This window comes from Aeromonas sp. 603079 (genome assembly GCF_049172135.1).
In the GTDB taxonomy this organism is placed as follows: Bacteria; Pseudomonadota; Gammaproteobacteria; order Enterobacterales; family Aeromonadaceae; genus Aeromonas; species Aeromonas veronii.
In genome coordinates, this window is the sequence record NZ_JAAKPX010000014.1 from 92,789 (window position 1) to 109,242 (window position 16,454).

16 protein-coding genes and 1 riboswitch are annotated in these 16,454 nt (G+C 58.6%); of the genes, 10 read left to right on the forward strand and 6 right to left on the reverse strand.

The genetic code is table 11. The features are described from left to right. Positions 1-173 precede the first annotated feature (173 nt). Positions 174-286, forward strand: a riboswitch (TPP riboswitch). Between the two features lie 280 nt (positions 287-566). The 7 genes from thiC to G5287_RS12270 all read left to right on the forward strand — a co-directional run bounded on the left by thiC (position 567) and on the right by G5287_RS12270 (position 9,768). Then, complete coding sequence (gene thiC / locus G5287_RS12240; protein ID WP_421231356.1) at positions 567-2,558, forward strand: phosphomethylpyrimidine synthase ThiC; 1,992 nt, start codon at positions 567-569, stop codon at positions 2,556-2,558. Beyond that, positions 2,555-4,162, forward strand: a complete 1,608-nt coding sequence (gene thiE / locus G5287_RS12245) for a thiamine phosphate synthase (RefSeq protein WP_421231357.1) — start codon at positions 2,555-2,557, stop codon at positions 4,160-4,162. Before thiC ends, thiE begins: the two co-directional genes overlap by 4 nt. After that, positions 4,152-4,946, forward strand: a complete 795-nt coding sequence (locus G5287_RS12250; protein WP_421231358.1) for a HesA/MoeB/ThiF family protein — start codon at positions 4,152-4,154, stop codon at positions 4,944-4,946. The genes thiE and G5287_RS12250 overlap by 11 nt, the downstream gene beginning before the upstream one ends. Further along, complete coding sequence (thiS, locus tag G5287_RS12255) at positions 4,943-5,149, forward strand: sulfur carrier protein ThiS (protein ID WP_421231359.1); 207 nt, start codon at positions 4,943-4,945, stop codon at positions 5,147-5,149. The genes G5287_RS12250 and thiS overlap by 4 nt, the downstream gene beginning before the upstream one ends. Positions 5,150-5,234: 85 nt before the next feature. Further along, positions 5,235-6,002, forward strand: coding sequence for a thiazole synthase (locus G5287_RS12260; protein ID WP_204480810.1), 768 nt, complete (start codon positions 5,235-5,237; stop codon positions 6,000-6,002). Positions 6,003-6,037: 35 nt separating this feature from the next. After that, positions 6,038-7,258 carry a 2-iminoacetate synthase ThiH gene (gene thiH / locus G5287_RS12265; protein ID WP_421231373.1) on the forward strand — a complete coding sequence of 407 codons (1,221 nt, stop codon included), beginning with the start codon at positions 6,038-6,040 and terminating at the stop codon, positions 7,256-7,258. Between the two features lie 557 nt (positions 7,259-7,815). Beyond that, positions 7,816-9,768: a helix-turn-helix domain-containing protein gene (locus G5287_RS12270; RefSeq protein ID WP_421231360.1), complete on the forward strand. Its 1,953-nt coding sequence runs from the start codon at positions 7,816-7,818 to the stop codon at positions 9,766-9,768. A 113-nt stretch (positions 9,769-9,881) separates the two neighbouring features. On the opposite strand, the gene G5287_RS12275 is transcribed toward G5287_RS12270, so the two are convergent. Together G5287_RS12275 and G5287_RS12280 are read right to left on the reverse strand one after the other, a co-directional pair. Beyond that, on the reverse strand, positions 9,882-10,322 hold the full coding sequence (locus tag G5287_RS12275; protein WP_421231361.1) for a hypothetical protein: 441 nt from the start codon (positions 10,320-10,322) through the stop codon (positions 9,882-9,884). Positions 10,323-10,388: 66 nt separating this feature from the next. Further along, complete coding sequence (locus G5287_RS12280) at positions 10,389-10,802, reverse strand: GNAT family N-acetyltransferase (protein WP_421231362.1); 414 nt, start codon at positions 10,800-10,802, stop codon at positions 10,389-10,391. 287 nt (positions 10,803-11,089) lie between these two features. Between G5287_RS12280 and G5287_RS12285 the strand changes: the two genes are divergently transcribed. After that, complete coding sequence (locus G5287_RS12285; RefSeq protein ID WP_257725757.1) at positions 11,090-11,671, forward strand: penicillin-binding protein activator LpoB; 582 nt, start codon at positions 11,090-11,092, stop codon at positions 11,669-11,671. Positions 11,672-11,760: 89 nt separating this feature from the next. Here G5287_RS12285 and G5287_RS12290 read toward each other — a convergent pair whose 3' ends face one another. Together G5287_RS12290 and G5287_RS12295 are read right to left on the reverse strand one after the other, a co-directional pair. Next, the gene (locus tag G5287_RS12290; RefSeq protein WP_257725758.1) at positions 11,761-12,396 is read right to left on the reverse strand and encodes a Vat family streptogramin A O-acetyltransferase; all 636 of its coding nucleotides are present in this window, start codon (positions 12,394-12,396) and stop codon (positions 11,761-11,763) included. Positions 12,397-12,419: 23 nt separating this feature from the next. Continuing rightward, positions 12,420-12,737, reverse strand: a complete 318-nt coding sequence (locus G5287_RS12295) for a DUF6968 family protein (protein ID WP_058056329.1) — start codon at positions 12,735-12,737, stop codon at positions 12,420-12,422. 350 nt (positions 12,738-13,087) lie between these two features. Here G5287_RS12295 and G5287_RS12300 point away from each other — a divergent pair, with 350 nt between their 5' ends. Then, positions 13,088-13,978, forward strand: a complete 891-nt coding sequence (locus G5287_RS12300; RefSeq protein ID WP_159158084.1) for a sensor domain-containing diguanylate cyclase — start codon at positions 13,088-13,090, stop codon at positions 13,976-13,978. A gap of 152 nt (positions 13,979-14,130) precedes the next feature. Here the strand turns inward: G5287_RS12300 and G5287_RS12305 are convergent, their stop codons facing one another. Then, a complete protein-coding gene (locus G5287_RS12305; RefSeq protein WP_421231363.1) occupies positions 14,131-14,385 on the reverse strand; it encodes a hypothetical protein in 255 nt (84 codons plus the stop codon). 64 nt (positions 14,386-14,449) lie between these two features. Between G5287_RS12305 and G5287_RS12310 the strand changes: the two genes are divergently transcribed. Then, complete coding sequence (locus G5287_RS12310) at positions 14,450-15,724, forward strand: amino acid permease (protein ID WP_421231364.1); 1,275 nt, start codon at positions 14,450-14,452, stop codon at positions 15,722-15,724. A 66-nt stretch (positions 15,725-15,790) separates the two neighbouring features. Here the strand turns inward: G5287_RS12310 and G5287_RS12315 are convergent, their stop codons facing one another. Next, positions 15,791-16,429: an exopolysaccharide biosynthesis protein gene (locus tag G5287_RS12315; RefSeq protein ID WP_201298789.1), complete on the reverse strand. Its 639-nt coding sequence runs from the start codon at positions 16,427-16,429 to the stop codon at positions 15,791-15,793. Between the last annotated feature and the right edge of the window lie 25 nt (positions 16,430-16,454).

A 16,454-nucleotide genomic window follows, 5' to 3' on the forward strand; every position in this document is an offset into this window, starting at 1 on the left:
GTCCCTGCATGATCACAGCGGGAAGCTGTGGCTTGCCAAGGGGATGCCAACGCAGGTTTGCCCTCTGTTTGGGGTGGCCCCGTGAGCGAGGCATTGTTCACTCATTTGTTGAAAGAGGCGTGTTGGCCAGATTGTTAACGGCTTGTGCTTTAGATTTTCTCCCTTATACTGGCGCCATCTTGTCGGAGTGCTGACCGTCGAACGACGCAAAGCTGAGACCGTTAATTCGGGATCCGTGGAACCTGATCAGGTTAAAACCTGCGAAGGGAACAAGGGTAACTTGCGGGTTACCGCGCCGGAGGAGGGACAAGCCTCTTCCGCTCATCGAAGGGATCATCCTTGATGGGTCAGGGCGCACAGGAGGGAGTCTGTCCCGTCCGGTTGTCCAGCACGTGGGGCGCCTTGCCCACAGCATGCAGAGAGCGGGAAGCGGCAGAACAGCAGCGCGGAGATCCATCCCGCGCGCACTCCCTCCCGAGATAAACACCCCGCCGCAAGTTCATCTTCTCCTCGAACTCCAGACAAGCAAATACCCATAACTTCAACCAGTTAATGTGAGTTTTGCTATGTCTACTTCCGTATCTGATACCACCAAATCCAGCCGCCGCGAGCAGCGTTCCAGCGCTCAGGCCTTTATCGACAGCCTCAAGGGGATGGCTCACCCCAACTCCCGCCGCATCTTTATCGAAGGCTCCCGCGCCGATATCCGGGTGCCCCTGCGTGAAATCCAGCTGGCCGACACCTTCGTCGGCGGCACCAAAGACGATCCCAAGTTCGAACCCAACGAGCCGGTGCCGGTCTACGACACCTCGGGCCGTTACGGGGAGGAGGGGGTCGCCATCGACGTGCGCCGCGGCCTGCCGCGCCTGCGGGAAAACTGGGTGCTGGAGCGCGATGATACCGACGAACTGCCGGGACTCAGCTCTACCTTCACTCAGGAGCGGCTGGTCGATGAGGGGCTGGATCACCTGCGCTTCGAGCATCTGCCGAAACCGCGCCGCGCCAAGCCGGGCCGCCGGGTCACCCAGCTCCACTACGCCCGTGCCGGTATCGTTACTCCCGAGATGGAATTTATCGCCATTCGCGAGAACATGGGTCGCGAGCGGGTGCGCTCAGAGCTCCTGCGTACCCAGCATCCGGGCCGCGATTTCGGTGCCCGCCTGCCGGAAAATATCACCCCCGAATTTGTCCGTGATGAGGTGGCCGCCGGTCGCGCCATTATCCCCAGCAACATCAACCACCCGGAAGCGGAGCCGATGATCATCGGCCGCAATTTTCTGGTGAAGATCAACGCCAACATCGGCAACTCGGCGGTCACCTCCAGCATCGAAGAGGAGGTGGAGAAGCTGGTCTGGTCGACCCGCTGGGGCGCGGACACAGTGATGGATCTCTCCACCGGCCGCTATATCCACGAGACCCGCGAGTGGATCCTGCGCAACAGCCCGGTGCCCATCGGTACTGTGCCCATCTATCAGGCGCTGGAGAAAACCAACGGCATCGCCGAAGACCTCACCTGGGAGCTGTTCCGCGACACCCTGCTGGAGCAGGCCGAGCAGGGGGTGGACTATTTCACCATCCATGCCGGCGTCCTGCTGCGCTTTGTGCCGATGACCGCCAAACGCCTCACCGGCATCGTGTCGCGCGGCGGCAGCATCATGGCCAAGTGGTGCCTCTCCCACCACAAGGAGAACTTCCTCTACCAGCACTTCCGAGAAATTTGCGAGATCTGCGCCGCTTATGACGTGGCGCTGTCGCTGGGCGACGGTCTGCGTCCGGGCTCAGTCTATGACGCCAACGACGAGGCTCAGTTCGCCGAGCTGCGCACCCTGGGCGAGCTGACCAAAATTGCGTGGGAGTACGACGTACAGGTGATGATCGAGGGGCCGGGTCATGTGCCGATGCACATGATCGAGCGCAACATGACCGAGCAGCTGGAGCACTGCCACGAGGCGCCTTTCTACACCCTGGGCCCGCTCACCACCGATATCGCGCCGGGTTACGATCACTTCACCTCCGGCATCGGCGCCGCGCTTATCGGCTGGTACGGCTGCGCCATGCTCTGCTACGTAACCCCCAAGGAGCATCTGGGGCTGCCCAACAAGGAGGATGTGAAGCAGGGGCTGATCACCTACAAGATTGCCGCCCACGCCGCCGATCTGGCCAAGGGTCATCCGGGGGCCCAGATCCGCGACAACGCCATGTCCAAGGCGCGCTTCGAGTTTCGCTGGGAGGATCAGTTCAATCTGGCCCTCGACCCCGACACCGCTCGCGCCTACCACGACGAGACCCTGCCGCAGGAGTCCGGCAAGGTGGCTCACTTCTGCTCCATGTGCGGGCCCAAGTTCTGCTCCATGAAGATCACTCAGGACGTGCGTGACTACGCAGCAAAGCTGGAGGCCGTTGAGATCAAGCTGGTCGGTATGGATGGCCAGCAGGAGCAGGTGGTGGCTCAGGTGGAGAGCGGCATGGCCCGCATGGCCGAAACCTTCAAGGAGACCGGCGGCGAGATCTACCATCAGGCGGCGGCGCTGAAACAGGCTGCAGGGGAGGAGGCGTGAGCAGTGCAAGCGGGGCTGTCAGCCCCGCCGATCTACTGCCTGTGACGGACTCGCTACCTGTGGTCTGGACCATCGCCGGTTCAGACTCCGGCGGCGGCGCCGGCATTCAGGCCGACTTGCACACATTGCACGACCTCGGCGTGCACGGCTGCTCGGTCATCTCCGCCATTACCGCCCAGAACTCGGTGGCGGTTAAGATGGTCGACCCTGTGCTGATGCAGACCTTCACCGCCCAGATCGACGCCCTTAGCGTCGATCTGCCGCCCGCCGCCATCAAGATCGGCCTGCTGCCGACCCGGCTTCACGTTGAGGTGCTGGCCCGCCGACTGGCGGCTACCCCGGCCCCCTTCGTGGTCTACGACCCGGTGGCCATTGCCAGCACCGGCACCCCGATGGCGGAGCCCAATATGCTGGAGGCGGTGCGCGAGCAGCTGTTGCCACGTCTGTCGCTCATCACCCCCAACGGCCCCGAATTGGAAGCCCTGACCGGACTGCCGGTCAGCAGCCCCGAACTGGTGCGCCTCGCCGCCCGCCGCCTGCGCGAACTCGGCGCCCGCGCCGTGCTGGTCAAGGGGGGCCATCTGGAGTGGAGCGGCGATCTCTGCCTCGACTACTACCAGGATGAGACCCGCGAATTCTGGCTGGCGGCGCCGCGCCTCGATACCCGCCACGGTCACGGCACCGGCTGCTGCTACGCCAGCGCCATCGCCGCCGTGGTGGCGCAGGATTATCCGGTAGAGGACGCCATCACCCTGGCTCGTGCCTACCTGCAACAGGGGCTGGCGGCGGCGCAAGGGGTGGGCGCAGGCCCCGGCCCCATCGCCCATCTCGGCTGGCCCGCCGATCTTGCCCACTTCCCCCGTGCCGTGCTGGCGGGGTCAACCCTCGATCGCCGTTTCGGGCTTTATGAGACAAGCCGTGCCCGCCTGCCGGATGGCCCCTTTGCGCCGACCGAACACAACCTTGGCCTCTATCCGGTGGTCGATTCGGTCAAGTGGCTGCGCCGCCTGCTGGGGCAGGGGGTCAAGACCATCCAGCTGCGGATCAAGGATCTGCCCGCCGCTCAGGTAGCACCGGCCATTCGCGATGCGGTTGAGCTTGGTCGCCGCCATGGGGCGCGACTCTTTATCAACGACTACTGGCAGCAGGCCATCGAGGCGGGCGCCTGGGGCGTGCATCTGGGGCAGGAGGATATGGAGACCGCCGATCTCGCCGCCATTCAGGTGGCCGGGCTGCGCCTTGGCATCTCCACCCACGGCTACTTCGAGCTGATGCGGGCCCGCGAGCTGGCCCCCTCCTATATGGCGCTGGGTCATATCTTCCCGACCAATACCAAGGCGATGCCTTCGCGCCCGCAGGGGCTGCTGCGGCTGCACCGCTACCGCGCCCTGATGGCGGAGTGGCCGACGGTGGCCATTGGCGGCATCAGCGAGGAGCGGGTGGCGGCGGTCAAGGAGAGTGGGGTCGGCAGTATCGCGCTGGTCTCGGCCATCACTGCCAGCGACGACTGGCAGGGGGTGACCGAACGGCTGCTTGCCGCCGTGGGGGCGGGGGATGAGCCGCGTTCGGCCACTGTTATACGGGAGGCTGAACATGCGCTCTGATGCCGCTTCTCTTAGTGACAAAGAGTATCTGAGATACGGCCGCCAGCTGATGCTGGCGGAAGTGGGGGAGGCGGGTCAGGCGCGGCTGAAAGATAAGTCTGTGCTGATCGTGGGCTTGGGAGGGATCGGCTCGCCGCTCGCCCTCTATCTCGCCGGGGCCGGGGTGGGCACCTTGTGGCTGGCCGATGGCGACACGGTGGACTCCAGCAACTTGCCGCGCCAGATCCTGTTCGATAGCGAGGCGGTCAACCACTCCAAGGCGGAGCTGGCCCGCGAGCGCTTGGCCGCCCACAACCCGCTGGTGGAGCTGATCGCCATCAACCAGCGGCTCGATGCCGCCAGCCTGCCGGAGTTTGTGGCCGAGGTAGATCTGGTGATCGACTGCTGCGACAACCTCGCCACCCGGCAAGCCATCAACGCCGCCTGCGTGGCTCAGGGCAAGCCCTGGATCTCCGCCGCCGCAGTGGGTTGGCAGGGGCAGCTGATGGTGCGCACCAGCAGTGAGCACGCCTGCTACGCCTGCCTCTATCCGCTGGATACCAAGGTGAGTCAGAGCTGCGAGACCAGCGGCGTCACCGGCCCGCTGGTCGGGGTGATGGGCTCTTTGCAGGCGCTGGAGGCACTGAAACTGCTGCTCGGGATGCCAAGCCCGGTCGCCGGCACACTGCGCCGCTTCGATGCTTTGACCCATCAGTGGCAGACCCTCACTATGGCCCCCGATCCCGATTGCCCGGTTTGCGGACAGCGCCGATGCCCGACACACGATAAGGAGATCACCCCATGACCTTGACCATTCGACTCAACGATAAAGCCCAGTCGCTGGCGGCAGGGCAGAGTGTGGCCGACCTGCTGGTGGCGCAAGACGTTAATCCACAGGGAGTGGCGGTGGCCCTTAACGGCGCCGTGCTGCCCCGTGGCCGCTGGGCCGAGACCCGTCTCAATGACGGGGACGAAATTCACCTCTTTACCGCCATTGCGGGAGGCTGATCCATGATGCTTGCGTTCCCAACTTCGAGTGCTCTGCCTTGCGGCGGAACTTCATCTCTTCTTACCACTGTGGCCGGAGGCTGACATGCTCAAAATTGCCGATCACACCTTCTCCTCGCGCCTCTTTACCGGCACCGGCAAGTTTGCCCGCCCGGATCTGATGGCCGCCGCCATCGAGGCGAGCGGCTCCCGGCTGGTCACCATGGCCATCAAGCGGCTCGAACCGGGCAAGGCCCACGACGATATCCTGAGCCCCTTGCTGCAACTCGGGGTCAAGCTGCTGCCCAACACCTCAGGCGCCAAGACCGCCGCCGAGGCGGTATTTGCCGCCCATCTCGCCCGCGAGGCGCTGGGGACGAACTGGCTCAAGTTGGAGATCCACCCCGATCCTCGTTACCTCTTGCCCGATCCCATCGAGACACTCAAAGCCGCCGAGCAGCTGGTGAAAGAGGGCTTTGTGGTGCTGCCCTACTGTGGCGCCGACCCCGTGCTCTGCAAGCGGCTGGAAGAGGTGGGCTGCGCCGCCGTGATGCCGCTCGGCGCGCCCATCGGTTCCAATCAGGGGCTGGTGACCCGGGAGTTTCTCGCCATCATCGTCGAGCAGGCCAATGTGCCTGTGGTGGTGGATGCGGGGATCGGTGCGCCGAGCCATGCCGCCGCTGCCTTTGAGCTGGGCGCCGATGCCGTGCTGGTCAACACCGCCATCGCGGTGAGCGGCGACCCGGTCGCCATGGGCCGCGCCTTTGCGCTGGCCTGCACCGCCGGGCGCAGCGCCTATGAGGCAGGCCTTGGCGCCCGCGCCCTGCAGGCCCAAGCCTCCAGCCCGCTGACCGATTTTCTGGGGGCGTTATGAGTCATGATGCTGGCTCGGGGCAAGAGCCAATCGCCATGTCCTCTTTCTCGGTTTCTCCCGAGGCTGATGTGTTTAGCCCCCCTCTCCCTCAGGGAGAGGGGCTGGGGGTGAAGGCACTGGGTGTAAGGGCTAAGGAGCCTTCCTTTCTCGACCGATGGCAGGAGCTGGATTGGGACGATATCGGCATGCAGATCCGCGCCAAAACTGCCGCCGATGTGGCACGCGCCCTGAGTGCCCCGCGCCGCACGCAGGCCGATTTTATGGCGCTGATCTCGCCAGCTGCCGAGGCATTTTTGCCGCAGATGGCGGCCGAGGCCGAGCGGCTCACTCGCCAGCGCTTTGGCAACACCATCAGCTTCTATGTGCCGCTCTATCTGTCGAACCTGTGCGCCAACGACTGCACCTACTGCGGCTTCTCCATGAGCAACCGCCTCAAGCGCAAGACCCTGAATACAGAGGAGATTGAGCGCGAGTGTCTGGCCATCAAGGCGCGCGGTTTTGACAGCGTGCTGCTGGTGACCGGCGAGCATGAGCACAAGGTGGGGCTCGCCTATTTTCGCGAGGTGATGCCCATCATCCGCCGCCACTTCAGCACGGTGGGGATGGAGGTGCAGCCCCTCTCGCAGGCCGAATATGCCGAGCTGAAAAGCCTCGGCCTCGACGCCGTCATGGTTTATCAGGAGACCTACCACGCCCCCACCTACGCCCGCCACCATCTGCGTGGCAACAAGCAGGACATCGCATGGCGCCTCGCCACGCCGGATCGGCTGGGCTGCGCCGGTATCGACAAAATCGGCTTGGGGGCGCTGATCGGTCTCTCCTCGGATTGGCGCGCCGACAGCTACTTTGTCGCCGAGCATCTGAGCTGGCTTGAGCGCCACCACTGGCAGAGCCGCTACTCGCTCTCCTTTCCGCGCCTGCGCCCCTGCACCGGCGCTCTGGAGCCTGCCGTGGTCATGTCGGATCGCCAGCTGGCCCAACTTATCTGCGCCTGGCGCCTCTTCTCGCCCACGCTGGATTTGTCCCTCTCCACCCGTGAGTCGGCCACCTTTCGCAACGGCGCGGTGCGTCTTGGCATCACCCAGATGTCGGCCGAGTCGCGCACCCAGCCGGGTGGCTATGCCGAGGGGGATAAAGAGGAGCTGGAGCAGTTCGCCATCCACGACGACCGCCCGGTGGGTGCAGTGGCCGCCGCCGTGCGGCAGGCGGGGCTGCAGCCGGTGTTCAAGGACTGGGAACCCTTCTTGGGCCGATAGGGGCGGCCACGCCCCCCCTTTGCCGGTGGCATCCCGGCGTCCAGCCAGACTCCGTGCCTGTGGCGAGCAGGCACGGCTGCGCCGAGTAATCGTAGGGTCGATTAGCCGGTAGGCGTAATCGTCCGCTCCGTGTGATGGGGGAATGGCACGGCCTTGTCGTGCAGGACGCGAGGCCGCTGGCCTCGAAGGTCTTCTCCCCCGTTTATTCGCCCGACTTCGTCGGGTGCCTTCGTCTCACTCGCTTGTCCGACGGCACGCGCCGACGTGCCTTTGGCCTTCGCCATCCATGGCTTCGGCCAAAGTCCGTTTCGAACATCCCTGTTCTCGCAGCCTGGACAAGTGAGCTTGCCTCAGTGAATAAGATGGGGTTAATGAAAACTCCTATCTCATCGGGAGTCTAAAGCGGCAATAGTCCCAGCTTTTACTTGAGCTCAATCACACTTGCATTGATTTTAAATGGCGACAAGATATATCAAAGATATTACCACTGGACTGAAGTTGATTTTTTGTACAAAAAGAGTAGCTTTTTTGTGTGTTTCTATGGATGGACTCATAACATGAACTTAATTGATTTTGGTCAGTTGATTAAAATTTATCGTGAACACAGTAATATCTCACAAGAAAAACTATCTGAAGTGATTGGTGGTGATATTAACCGCTCTGTTATAGCGCATCTGGAACAAGGGGTTAGATTACCTAAGCCTGAACAGATTAAATCAATATGTTCCGAATTAGATATCCCCAAACCAATGTGGTGTCATTTTGCCGATGTTACATCACAAAGTAGATTAGATTTTGAAGGGATCTTGAAAGAGCTTGTAGGTGAGACTCTAGAGGTCGGTAATCACGATGCTCAGTCAATAATGGCTCTGGATGAACTGATAAAGTCCTTGTTTAGTAACATCCCAAGTCACCAGCAAAAACATGATATATTTAATAGCGTTTTGGTTTTCTATAATAAAGGGCCTATATCTATATCATTTTTTGAAAAATACTTCAAACGTTCAGCTTTTAGTGACATGGACTCATTTCAAAGAGCAGTAGAAGCATATCAAATAGATGCAATAAGGATTTATCCTACATTTGAGGATGCATTTATGTCTATGTCATCCTCAGAGGATATTTCTAGTATTCTTGCTCAAATCACAAAAAAAGACACTGCAGCCTATGGAGATAGAACGGAATGGTGCTGTATTAATCACATAGAAGATAAGCTGCTTCCTGACTTGGGTTATATATCAGCTAAGCAGGTTCGACAAGAAGTCACAGAGCGAAAATGGCTTATTGAACAGCTTGAGGTGTTGTCAAATAAGGACGAGAAATATCTAAAGGGATTAACTATAAAGAAGAAAAATAAAATTGACGCTTATTTGAGAAAATTTGATTCTATATTTTCGCATGGCATTAACTCGTCATTGTTTGTGTTTGATAGAGACGAACTATCTAGAGAGGCCGCTAGATTGGCTCCTTTACAGGAAGATGGGCGTTTAACTCAGATGGAGAAAACTCAGAAGGTTGCATTACAGAATCTATCTAATTATCTTGCTGCAGACTATATGGATGTATATATAGCAACATCGATGCGTTCGGATGCTGATTACATATCAGTTAACAGCTTTGTAAAGTCTCTTTTTGATACCCCTAGTATTAGAGAGCTAAAGCTGAGATATTTTAATCCCACGCAGTCTTGGATAGATGACCGAGTGGCCAAGGGGCTGGTTGAGGCTCTGATGTTGAAGCGTGCTTCGATGACCATATATATGGCACAGAAATCAGATACCTTTGGTAAGGATTCGGAGGCATCCGTTGCTCTTGGGCAGGGAAAGCCGGTAATAGTATATGTGCCTAAGCTGGTTATTGATGGAAAAGAAAAAATTGATGTTGAAGATTATTTCAAGAGTTCTAGGGCAAGCCTCGCCGATCTTTATAACTCCTTGCCTGCAGAGGAAAATGGGGAAGAGGATGAAATAAATGACACAATTGATGATGAAGCACTTATATCAACCATTTTGAACAGTAAAATTAACTCAGCAGATGATGCTTCGATCTGTGATGCGGTTCGTAGCATATGGGCTGATTTCGATCTTTATAATGAAGTACATAGAGTGCCTGATGATTTAAAAGAAAAATATAGGGAGTGGTTAGACTCTGTAATTGGTGATGGGAATATTAAAACCATAGATGTGAGCATTAGAGAATATCTAGTTAAAGTCTTGATTGCCACATCCATAAACTTTGAAAAAAGAGCGAAGGTTTTTAGAGAGGTCCATCCATTGGCATTACAAGTAATATTATCCTCTGGTGTATTAAATGGCATCCTTGTCACGAGAACTGTCGCTCAGTGTGCAAAAATTGTTGAGTGTATTGTAAAAAATGAGTTTTCTCTTGTGATGAATCGTGATGAGGATAACTATCGAGTTATAGAGTCTAACACGGGTTCAACAATAAGAGTGATATCAAGACATGCCCTGCTGAGGAATGCATTTCAATCATATTACAAGGGTTGTTGAGTGTAGTTTTGAGCAGGCATTATGGCCTGCTCTTTTATTTCAATGACATCTAGAGTGCTCGTAGTTAATTAAATTTAATTTGTGAGATATAAAATAAATAATTTTTATCAGCTTTACCGCGTAATATTGCCAAGTTGTTTGAGGTAATTTGTCAGTGAGAAAGGCTGAGCAAATTCCTTCATCCCGGCTAATCTATCCAGCTCTGCTTGGCCGACTTGCTGCAACTGAGCTTGCCGGGCGGGAGTGAGCGTGGTGGTTCTCGCCTTGATCAGGGTGTCGAGAAAACTGCGGTTTCCCTCTACCGCCTGATGGAACGCCTTGAGCGCCAGCGCATCGACTTCTGCTGCGGTGCAGCGCTCCATGCTTTTCTCATGCAGATAGATCAGCACGGTCGCCTGCTGTGCTTTCTCCAGTGACCAAAAGGGGTCGCTTTTCGCGGGTAGTGTGGCGCTGTGTTGTGACTTGATCGCTTCGCACCGCTCAAATGCCGGATCCAGATCGTGTAGTGACAGGGCAAAGGCGCTGGAGCTGGTTGCAAGCAGCGCAAAGAGCAAGGCAAGGCGCAGCTCCTGCTACCCGGCGCCTTGTCTATTGCAGGGCTGTTGCGGCTGATCATCGGCTTATGACTGCTTTTTCAGGAAGTAACTGATATGCCCCGGCGGCATATCGGGCAGCTGGCCAAAGACTTCGTAACCCTGCTTCTGATAGAAGGGGAGGGCCTGAAAACTGGTGGTTTCCAGATGGTAGTTGCTGATGCCTTTGCTTTGGGCGTACTGCTCCATGGCGCCGAGCAGGCGGCCGCCCCAGCCATCGCGGCGGATACTTTCATCGATCCAGAGCCAGTCGACATGCAGCCAGCCCCACTTGATGTCGGCGATGATGCCGCCGTGTACCTTGCCCTCTTCATCCTTGATAAAGCTGGCGATCCGCTCGCGCAGATGGGTACCGGCGTGTTCCTTGTTGTAGCCCGAGAGACCAATGCGCAGGGCTTCGATCTCATCGTCCTGAGGCGGTTGGGGTGGGGTGAGTTGCATAGTGCTTCCTGCTTGAGTGTGATGATCTCTGTCGGGTTGCGACGTGTTGTGCGCCGGGCTTACCGCTGCGTTACTGTTGATGTTTTACCGACACTACCCTAACGGAATCGGGTGGAGCCGTGCCAGCTTTTTCGTGGGCCCAGGTTCGCCAGTCTCTGTCGCCCTGTGGTGGTGGGCGTATCGACCCCGCCGGGGTTTGTCCCTAGCATAAGGAGGATGCGGGGCAGGGGCTCCGCCATGCGGGCATGTGTTGATGCCCGTTTACGGATTTCTGGCGGAGAGAAAAGATGAAGCTGCGTTCCTTGTTGATGGTGGGGGCCCTGCTGCTGGGCGGTTGTGCGGTCAATCCCTACGGTGGTACTCAGGCTCCTGTCAGTGAACCCGATCAGCCAGTGAGCCAGCCGGACAAGCCGGTGACCAAACCGGATAGCGGGGACGTTCAGCCCAAGCCGGTGGCGCCGACAGGACTGGCGCAGGCCATGGCCGATCTCTTTGTGCAGGCCCCCGAGGTGCGGGAACTGGCGCAAACCGGTCAGCCGGTGCTGCTGCTCACCCCGCCCCAGAACGGCACCGGCGAGCCGGTGGACACCCGCGCCATGGCGGCGGCCATGAGCAAGCGCATCCAGAGCAAGAGCGGTTTTCACTTTGTCGACCAAGGGCAGGTGGCAGCCATCACCGGCCAGCTGGAGTATCAGCAGGGCAGGATGAACCCGGCCTCCCTGGTGCGGCTTGGCCGTCAGACCGGCGCCGGCTACATGCTCTACGGGGATCTGGTGACAGAGGGGAGCCGTTATCGGTTGTCGATGACCCTGATGGAGCTGCGCAGCGGCGAGCTGATCTGGAGCGGTAGTCGCTCCGCCAGCCACTGAGCGGTCTGCGACCAATCAAAAAGAGGGTTGAGTGCCTGTACGCTCAACCCTCTTCTCATTTCTGGCCCTATGCCTGATGGGGCTTGTCTCTAGCGGATTGCCGCTTCCAGCGCGGCTATCTCGCCGCCGCTGATGAGCGGCAGGTTGCGGCTGATCTGCTCCACCGGCCAGTCCCACCAGGCGATGGCGTTGAGACGGGCGATGGTGTCGTCGTCGAAGCGGTAGCGGATCACTTTGGCCGGGTTGCCGCCGACCACGGCGTAGGCGGGCACGTCACCGGTGACCACGGAGCGGGCGGCGATAATGGCGCCGTTGCCGACCTTTACCCCCGGCATGATCAGAGCCTCATAGCCAATCCAGACATCGTTGCCGATGACGGTATCCCCCTTGTAGGGGAGGCTGCCCGGGGCGGGGGCGGCGCTCTCCCAACCGTTGCCGAAGATAAAGAAGGGGTAGGTGGAGAAGCCGGAGGTCTGGTGGTTGGCGCCGTTCATGATGAACTTCACCCCGCGGGCGATGGCGCAGAACTTGCCGATGATGAGCTTGTCGCCGATGAAGGGGAAGTGGTAGAGGACGTTGCGCTCGAAGCCCGCCGAATCCTCCGGGTCGTCGTAATAGGTGTAGTCACCCACCTCGATATTGGGCCCCTTGATGGTGTTCTTGATAAAGCACACCTGGGGGAAGCCATCCATGGGGTGGGGATTGGCGGGATCGGGTCCGTGCATCCGGGCTCCTAGGGTTGGCCGGGCTAGAGCGCCGGGAAGTAGCAGGCGCTCATGTCGATAGGGTGATCGGGGCAGCCTGGCAGATAGAATTGCCAGCCCGCATCGGAGAAGGCGCGCAGTTCAGTTTCGACAAACTTGATGGCGAGGCTCAGGGCCTGCAGGCTGTCGATGCCGTAGATAAAGGTTTTGTCGCTCAGCCCCGCCAGCTTCACCTTGCAGCGCCAGTCACCGCTGGCGGACTTGGGATCCGGCTCGGGGGCCTTGATGGCGATCTTGAGGGTGAGCTGTTCCCCTTCGGTACTGATAGCGTCGAAGCGGGCGGTAACGATGGCGTTTTTCATCTGGCGATTCCTTTTCCGTGGTACAGCCCCTGCGGTTGCGGGGGGGCTGGCGTTCCTGATGGCTGATGAGGTGAAAACTGGACTCGTGACGGCCAGCGTAAATGAACTTGTGAGTTGAAACAATGAGATATCATTGAGCGAGGGAGGGGCCATCCGCCACTGCGAACGGTCGCAAGTCAGAGCGGCGGTGGGCGCAGGCAATCCTTGCTGGCCGAGACGTCTGCATGCTGCTAGATGTAAAGGATTGTTGGCTATGACGGCAGATTTTTCTCCGTTGCCGATGAGGGCGAGTGAGTCCTTTTAAGGCAGAATATCTCCCCCCTGTTTGACCCTAACGTACAGGAGTCTCCGTGGCGCTTTCGGTAACCCAGCTTTATGAAGTGATGGCCCAACTGCCAGATCCCATCTTCATCCTCAGTGAAGATGGTTATTACGTGGAATATATCGGCGGCATGGAGCAGCAATCCTATCACGATGGCAATCCGCTGGCGGGCAAGCAACTGGCCGATGTGCTGCCACCCGAGATGGCCATGTGGGTCAAGGCACAGGTTGCCGAGTCACTGGCGAGCGGTCAGGTGCGGGTGGTGGAGTATGAGCTATCAGCAGCCGAGGTGGGGGGGATCAATGCCGCCGTCGGGCCGCAGGGGGTACAACGCTTCGAGGGCAAGATTGCCCCGCTGCCCTCCCTCTATGACGGCAAGCGGGCGGTGGCCTGGGTGACTCGCAATATTACCCGCCAGTACGAGTTGCAGCAGCGACTGCAGCGCCAGAGCGAGACCGATCAGCTGACCGGTCTCTACAACCGCCGCTTCTTCTTCGAGCACTGCCAGCCGCTGCGGACAGGGGAGGCGCCCTGTGGCCTTATCATGCTCGACATCGATCACTTCAAGCAGATCAACGATCACTACGGCCATCAGCAGGGAGATCGGGCCTTGCAGCGATTCAGTGGCTGCATCGATGCCCTGTTGCGGGCGGACGATCTCTTTGTGCGCAGCGGCGGCGAGGAGTTTCTTATCCTGTTGCCACGGATCGATGAGGCCGGTTTGCTGCAGATGGCGGAGCAGATCCGTGCCGCTGTCGAAGCATTGCCTGCCGATCCGGTCGCCATCACGGTCAGTCTGGGCACAACCCTGGTGCAGCCGGAGGAGGAGATCAATCAGGCGCTGGCCCGGGCCGACGAGTGGCTCTATCAGGCCAAGCGGGCAGGGCGCAACCGGGTGGCACACTGCCCGGCACGCTGAGCTGATTGGTCCTGTTATCGGCAGACATCACCTTTCCTTTTGCCATAAATAAATTGGCTGACATCACTGTCAATTAGTCGAAAAGTTGGCCGAATTATTTCACTCATATTCCACAGGTTAAGGTGTTAATATTATCGGCCTGATCGCTGGTCTTATTTGTGTTGTTGGGCAACAGCATGAGGTTTTATCGGTATGTTATCAAAAGGGTTTGGATCTGGTTCTGGATGACGAATGTGACACATTTCATTGTCTTTTGAAACAATCCGATTCAAACGGTCATGAATTATTAACCTTGACCAGGTTGGCGATTTCAACGATGGTAGCGTGGCAGCTCCGTTTCTCTGCAGTGGCCCTGTTGGCCACTGGCGGCGTTGTTTTTTCATGTGCAGGGCGATCTGCCATGACATATCGCCAGCCTGTTATTCGGGCCAATAAAAATAATGATGACAGACTAATAAGGTATATATTGCAATGAGTGTTTCTATTGCTGAAAAGAGTAACTCTGTTTCAAAATTGAAATGGGAGAAAAGCGATTCGGTATGGACCATGGGCCTATATGCCACTGCTGTCGGTGCCGGTACGTTATTTCTTCCTATTACTGTCGGCAGTAATTCCCCGGTTATTTTGCTGTTTATTTTATTGCTGGCTTTTCCGCTCTCTTATTATTCCCACCGGGCATTGAGCCGCTTTGTGCTCTCCAGCTCCCATAAGGAAGGGGATATCACCCATGTGGTGGAGGAGCACTTCGGTGCCAGGGCGGGCAAGCTGCTGATGCTGGTCTATCTGATGGCCTTCTACCCCATCATTCTGGTCTACAGCATCTCCATCACCAATGCGATCCAGAGCTTCGTGGTACATCAGCTGGGGGATGCCGAGCTTCCCCGCGGCTTGCTGGTGCTGGGGGTGATGCTGGGCCTGCATCTGGTGCTGCTGGCCGGCAAACAGATCGTGGTGTCGGCCATCAGCGTGCTGGCGCTGCCCATGGTCGCCTTTCTGATTGGCCTCTCCATCTATCTGCTGCCCCAGTGGAGCCTCTCCTATTTCACAGAGAGTCAGGCAGTGGAGTGGCGTGACCCGGCGTTCTGGAAATCCCTCTGGCTGATCGTGCCGGTGATGGTGTTCTCCTTCAGTCATGCGCCCATTATCTCCTCCTTCAGCGCGGCGCAGAAAAAGCGCTGTCAGGAGAGTGCCGACCTGCGTGCCAAGCGGATCATCAAGTGCAGCAGCATGCTGATTTGCGGCAGCGTGCTCTTCTTCGTGGTGAGCTGCGTGATGAGCCTGAGTCAGGCCGAGATGGCGCTGGCCCGCACCGACAATATCTCCGTGCTGTCGGCGCTGGCGAACAAGTTTTCCAATCCGCTGATCGCCTATGTGGGGCCGCTTATCGCCATTCTGGCCATGTCCAAATCCTTCCTCGGCACCTCCATGGGGGTTAGCGAGGGGACGGTGAGCATGGTGAGCGGTGCCTGTCAGGGGCTGGAGCTCTCTCTCAAGGAGTCGACCATCGCCCGGGTGTCGTCGGTGATCCTGTTTATGGTGACCGCCCTCATCACCTATCTGAACCCCAATGTGCTCGACATCATCGAGCGCGTCAGTGGCCCGCTGATCGCGGTGATCCTGTTTCTGCTGCCGGCCTGCTCCATCTATCGCTTACCCGCACTCAAGCGTTATCGCGGGCCGAGTACCCTTTTTGTGTTGGTGATGGGGCTGCTTGCCATCTCGGCCCTTATCTACGATCTGCTTTGACCGGGCAGTATCCCGCACAAATCCAAAAGGGCGACCATCTGGTCGCCCTTTTTCTGTGCATCGGGGTTAGCCGAGCAGGCCGGTGGCGCTCTGGCCCGCCATCAGCAAGCCGATGGCCAGCACGCTGAACCAGACCAGGGTCGCACTTACCAGCAGATAGCCGCTGGCAACGAACAGACCGTCCCGCTGCAACATGCCGGTGCAGAGCAACAGGATGGCCCAAGCAGGCATGGCATTGGTGAAGGGGATGGCGCCCAGGGGTAGCATCAGCAGCAGGGCGGCCAGCATGATCAGCAGACCGTTGCAGCGGTTGACCGTGCTGCTGCCGGTCAGCACCAGCAGGCGCGGGCGGATAACGCGATCGACACGGGCCAGCAGATCCGCACCCTTGTGCAGGGTCGGCTTGAGCTGGTCGGCGGCGAAGCGGCGTTCCATCAGGATGGCGGGCAGCCAGGGCACCCGGTTGAGGGTGATGCCGATGCCGATAAAGAGGATCAGCAGACCAAACGGGGTGCTGACCCCGGGAATGGAGACCGGTAGCAGGAAGGGGACGGTGAGCAGCACGCAAAACAGCAGCATGCCCTGCTCGCCCACCAGCTCCAGCATCTGGCGCAGGCTGATATGGCTCTCGTCGATGGCATGCGCGGTGGCCCGCAGGGTATCCGCGAGGGTTGTTTTGGGGTCGTTGAGTTGCGCGGCAACCATTCCCTGATGTCCTTCTGAGTGGTGA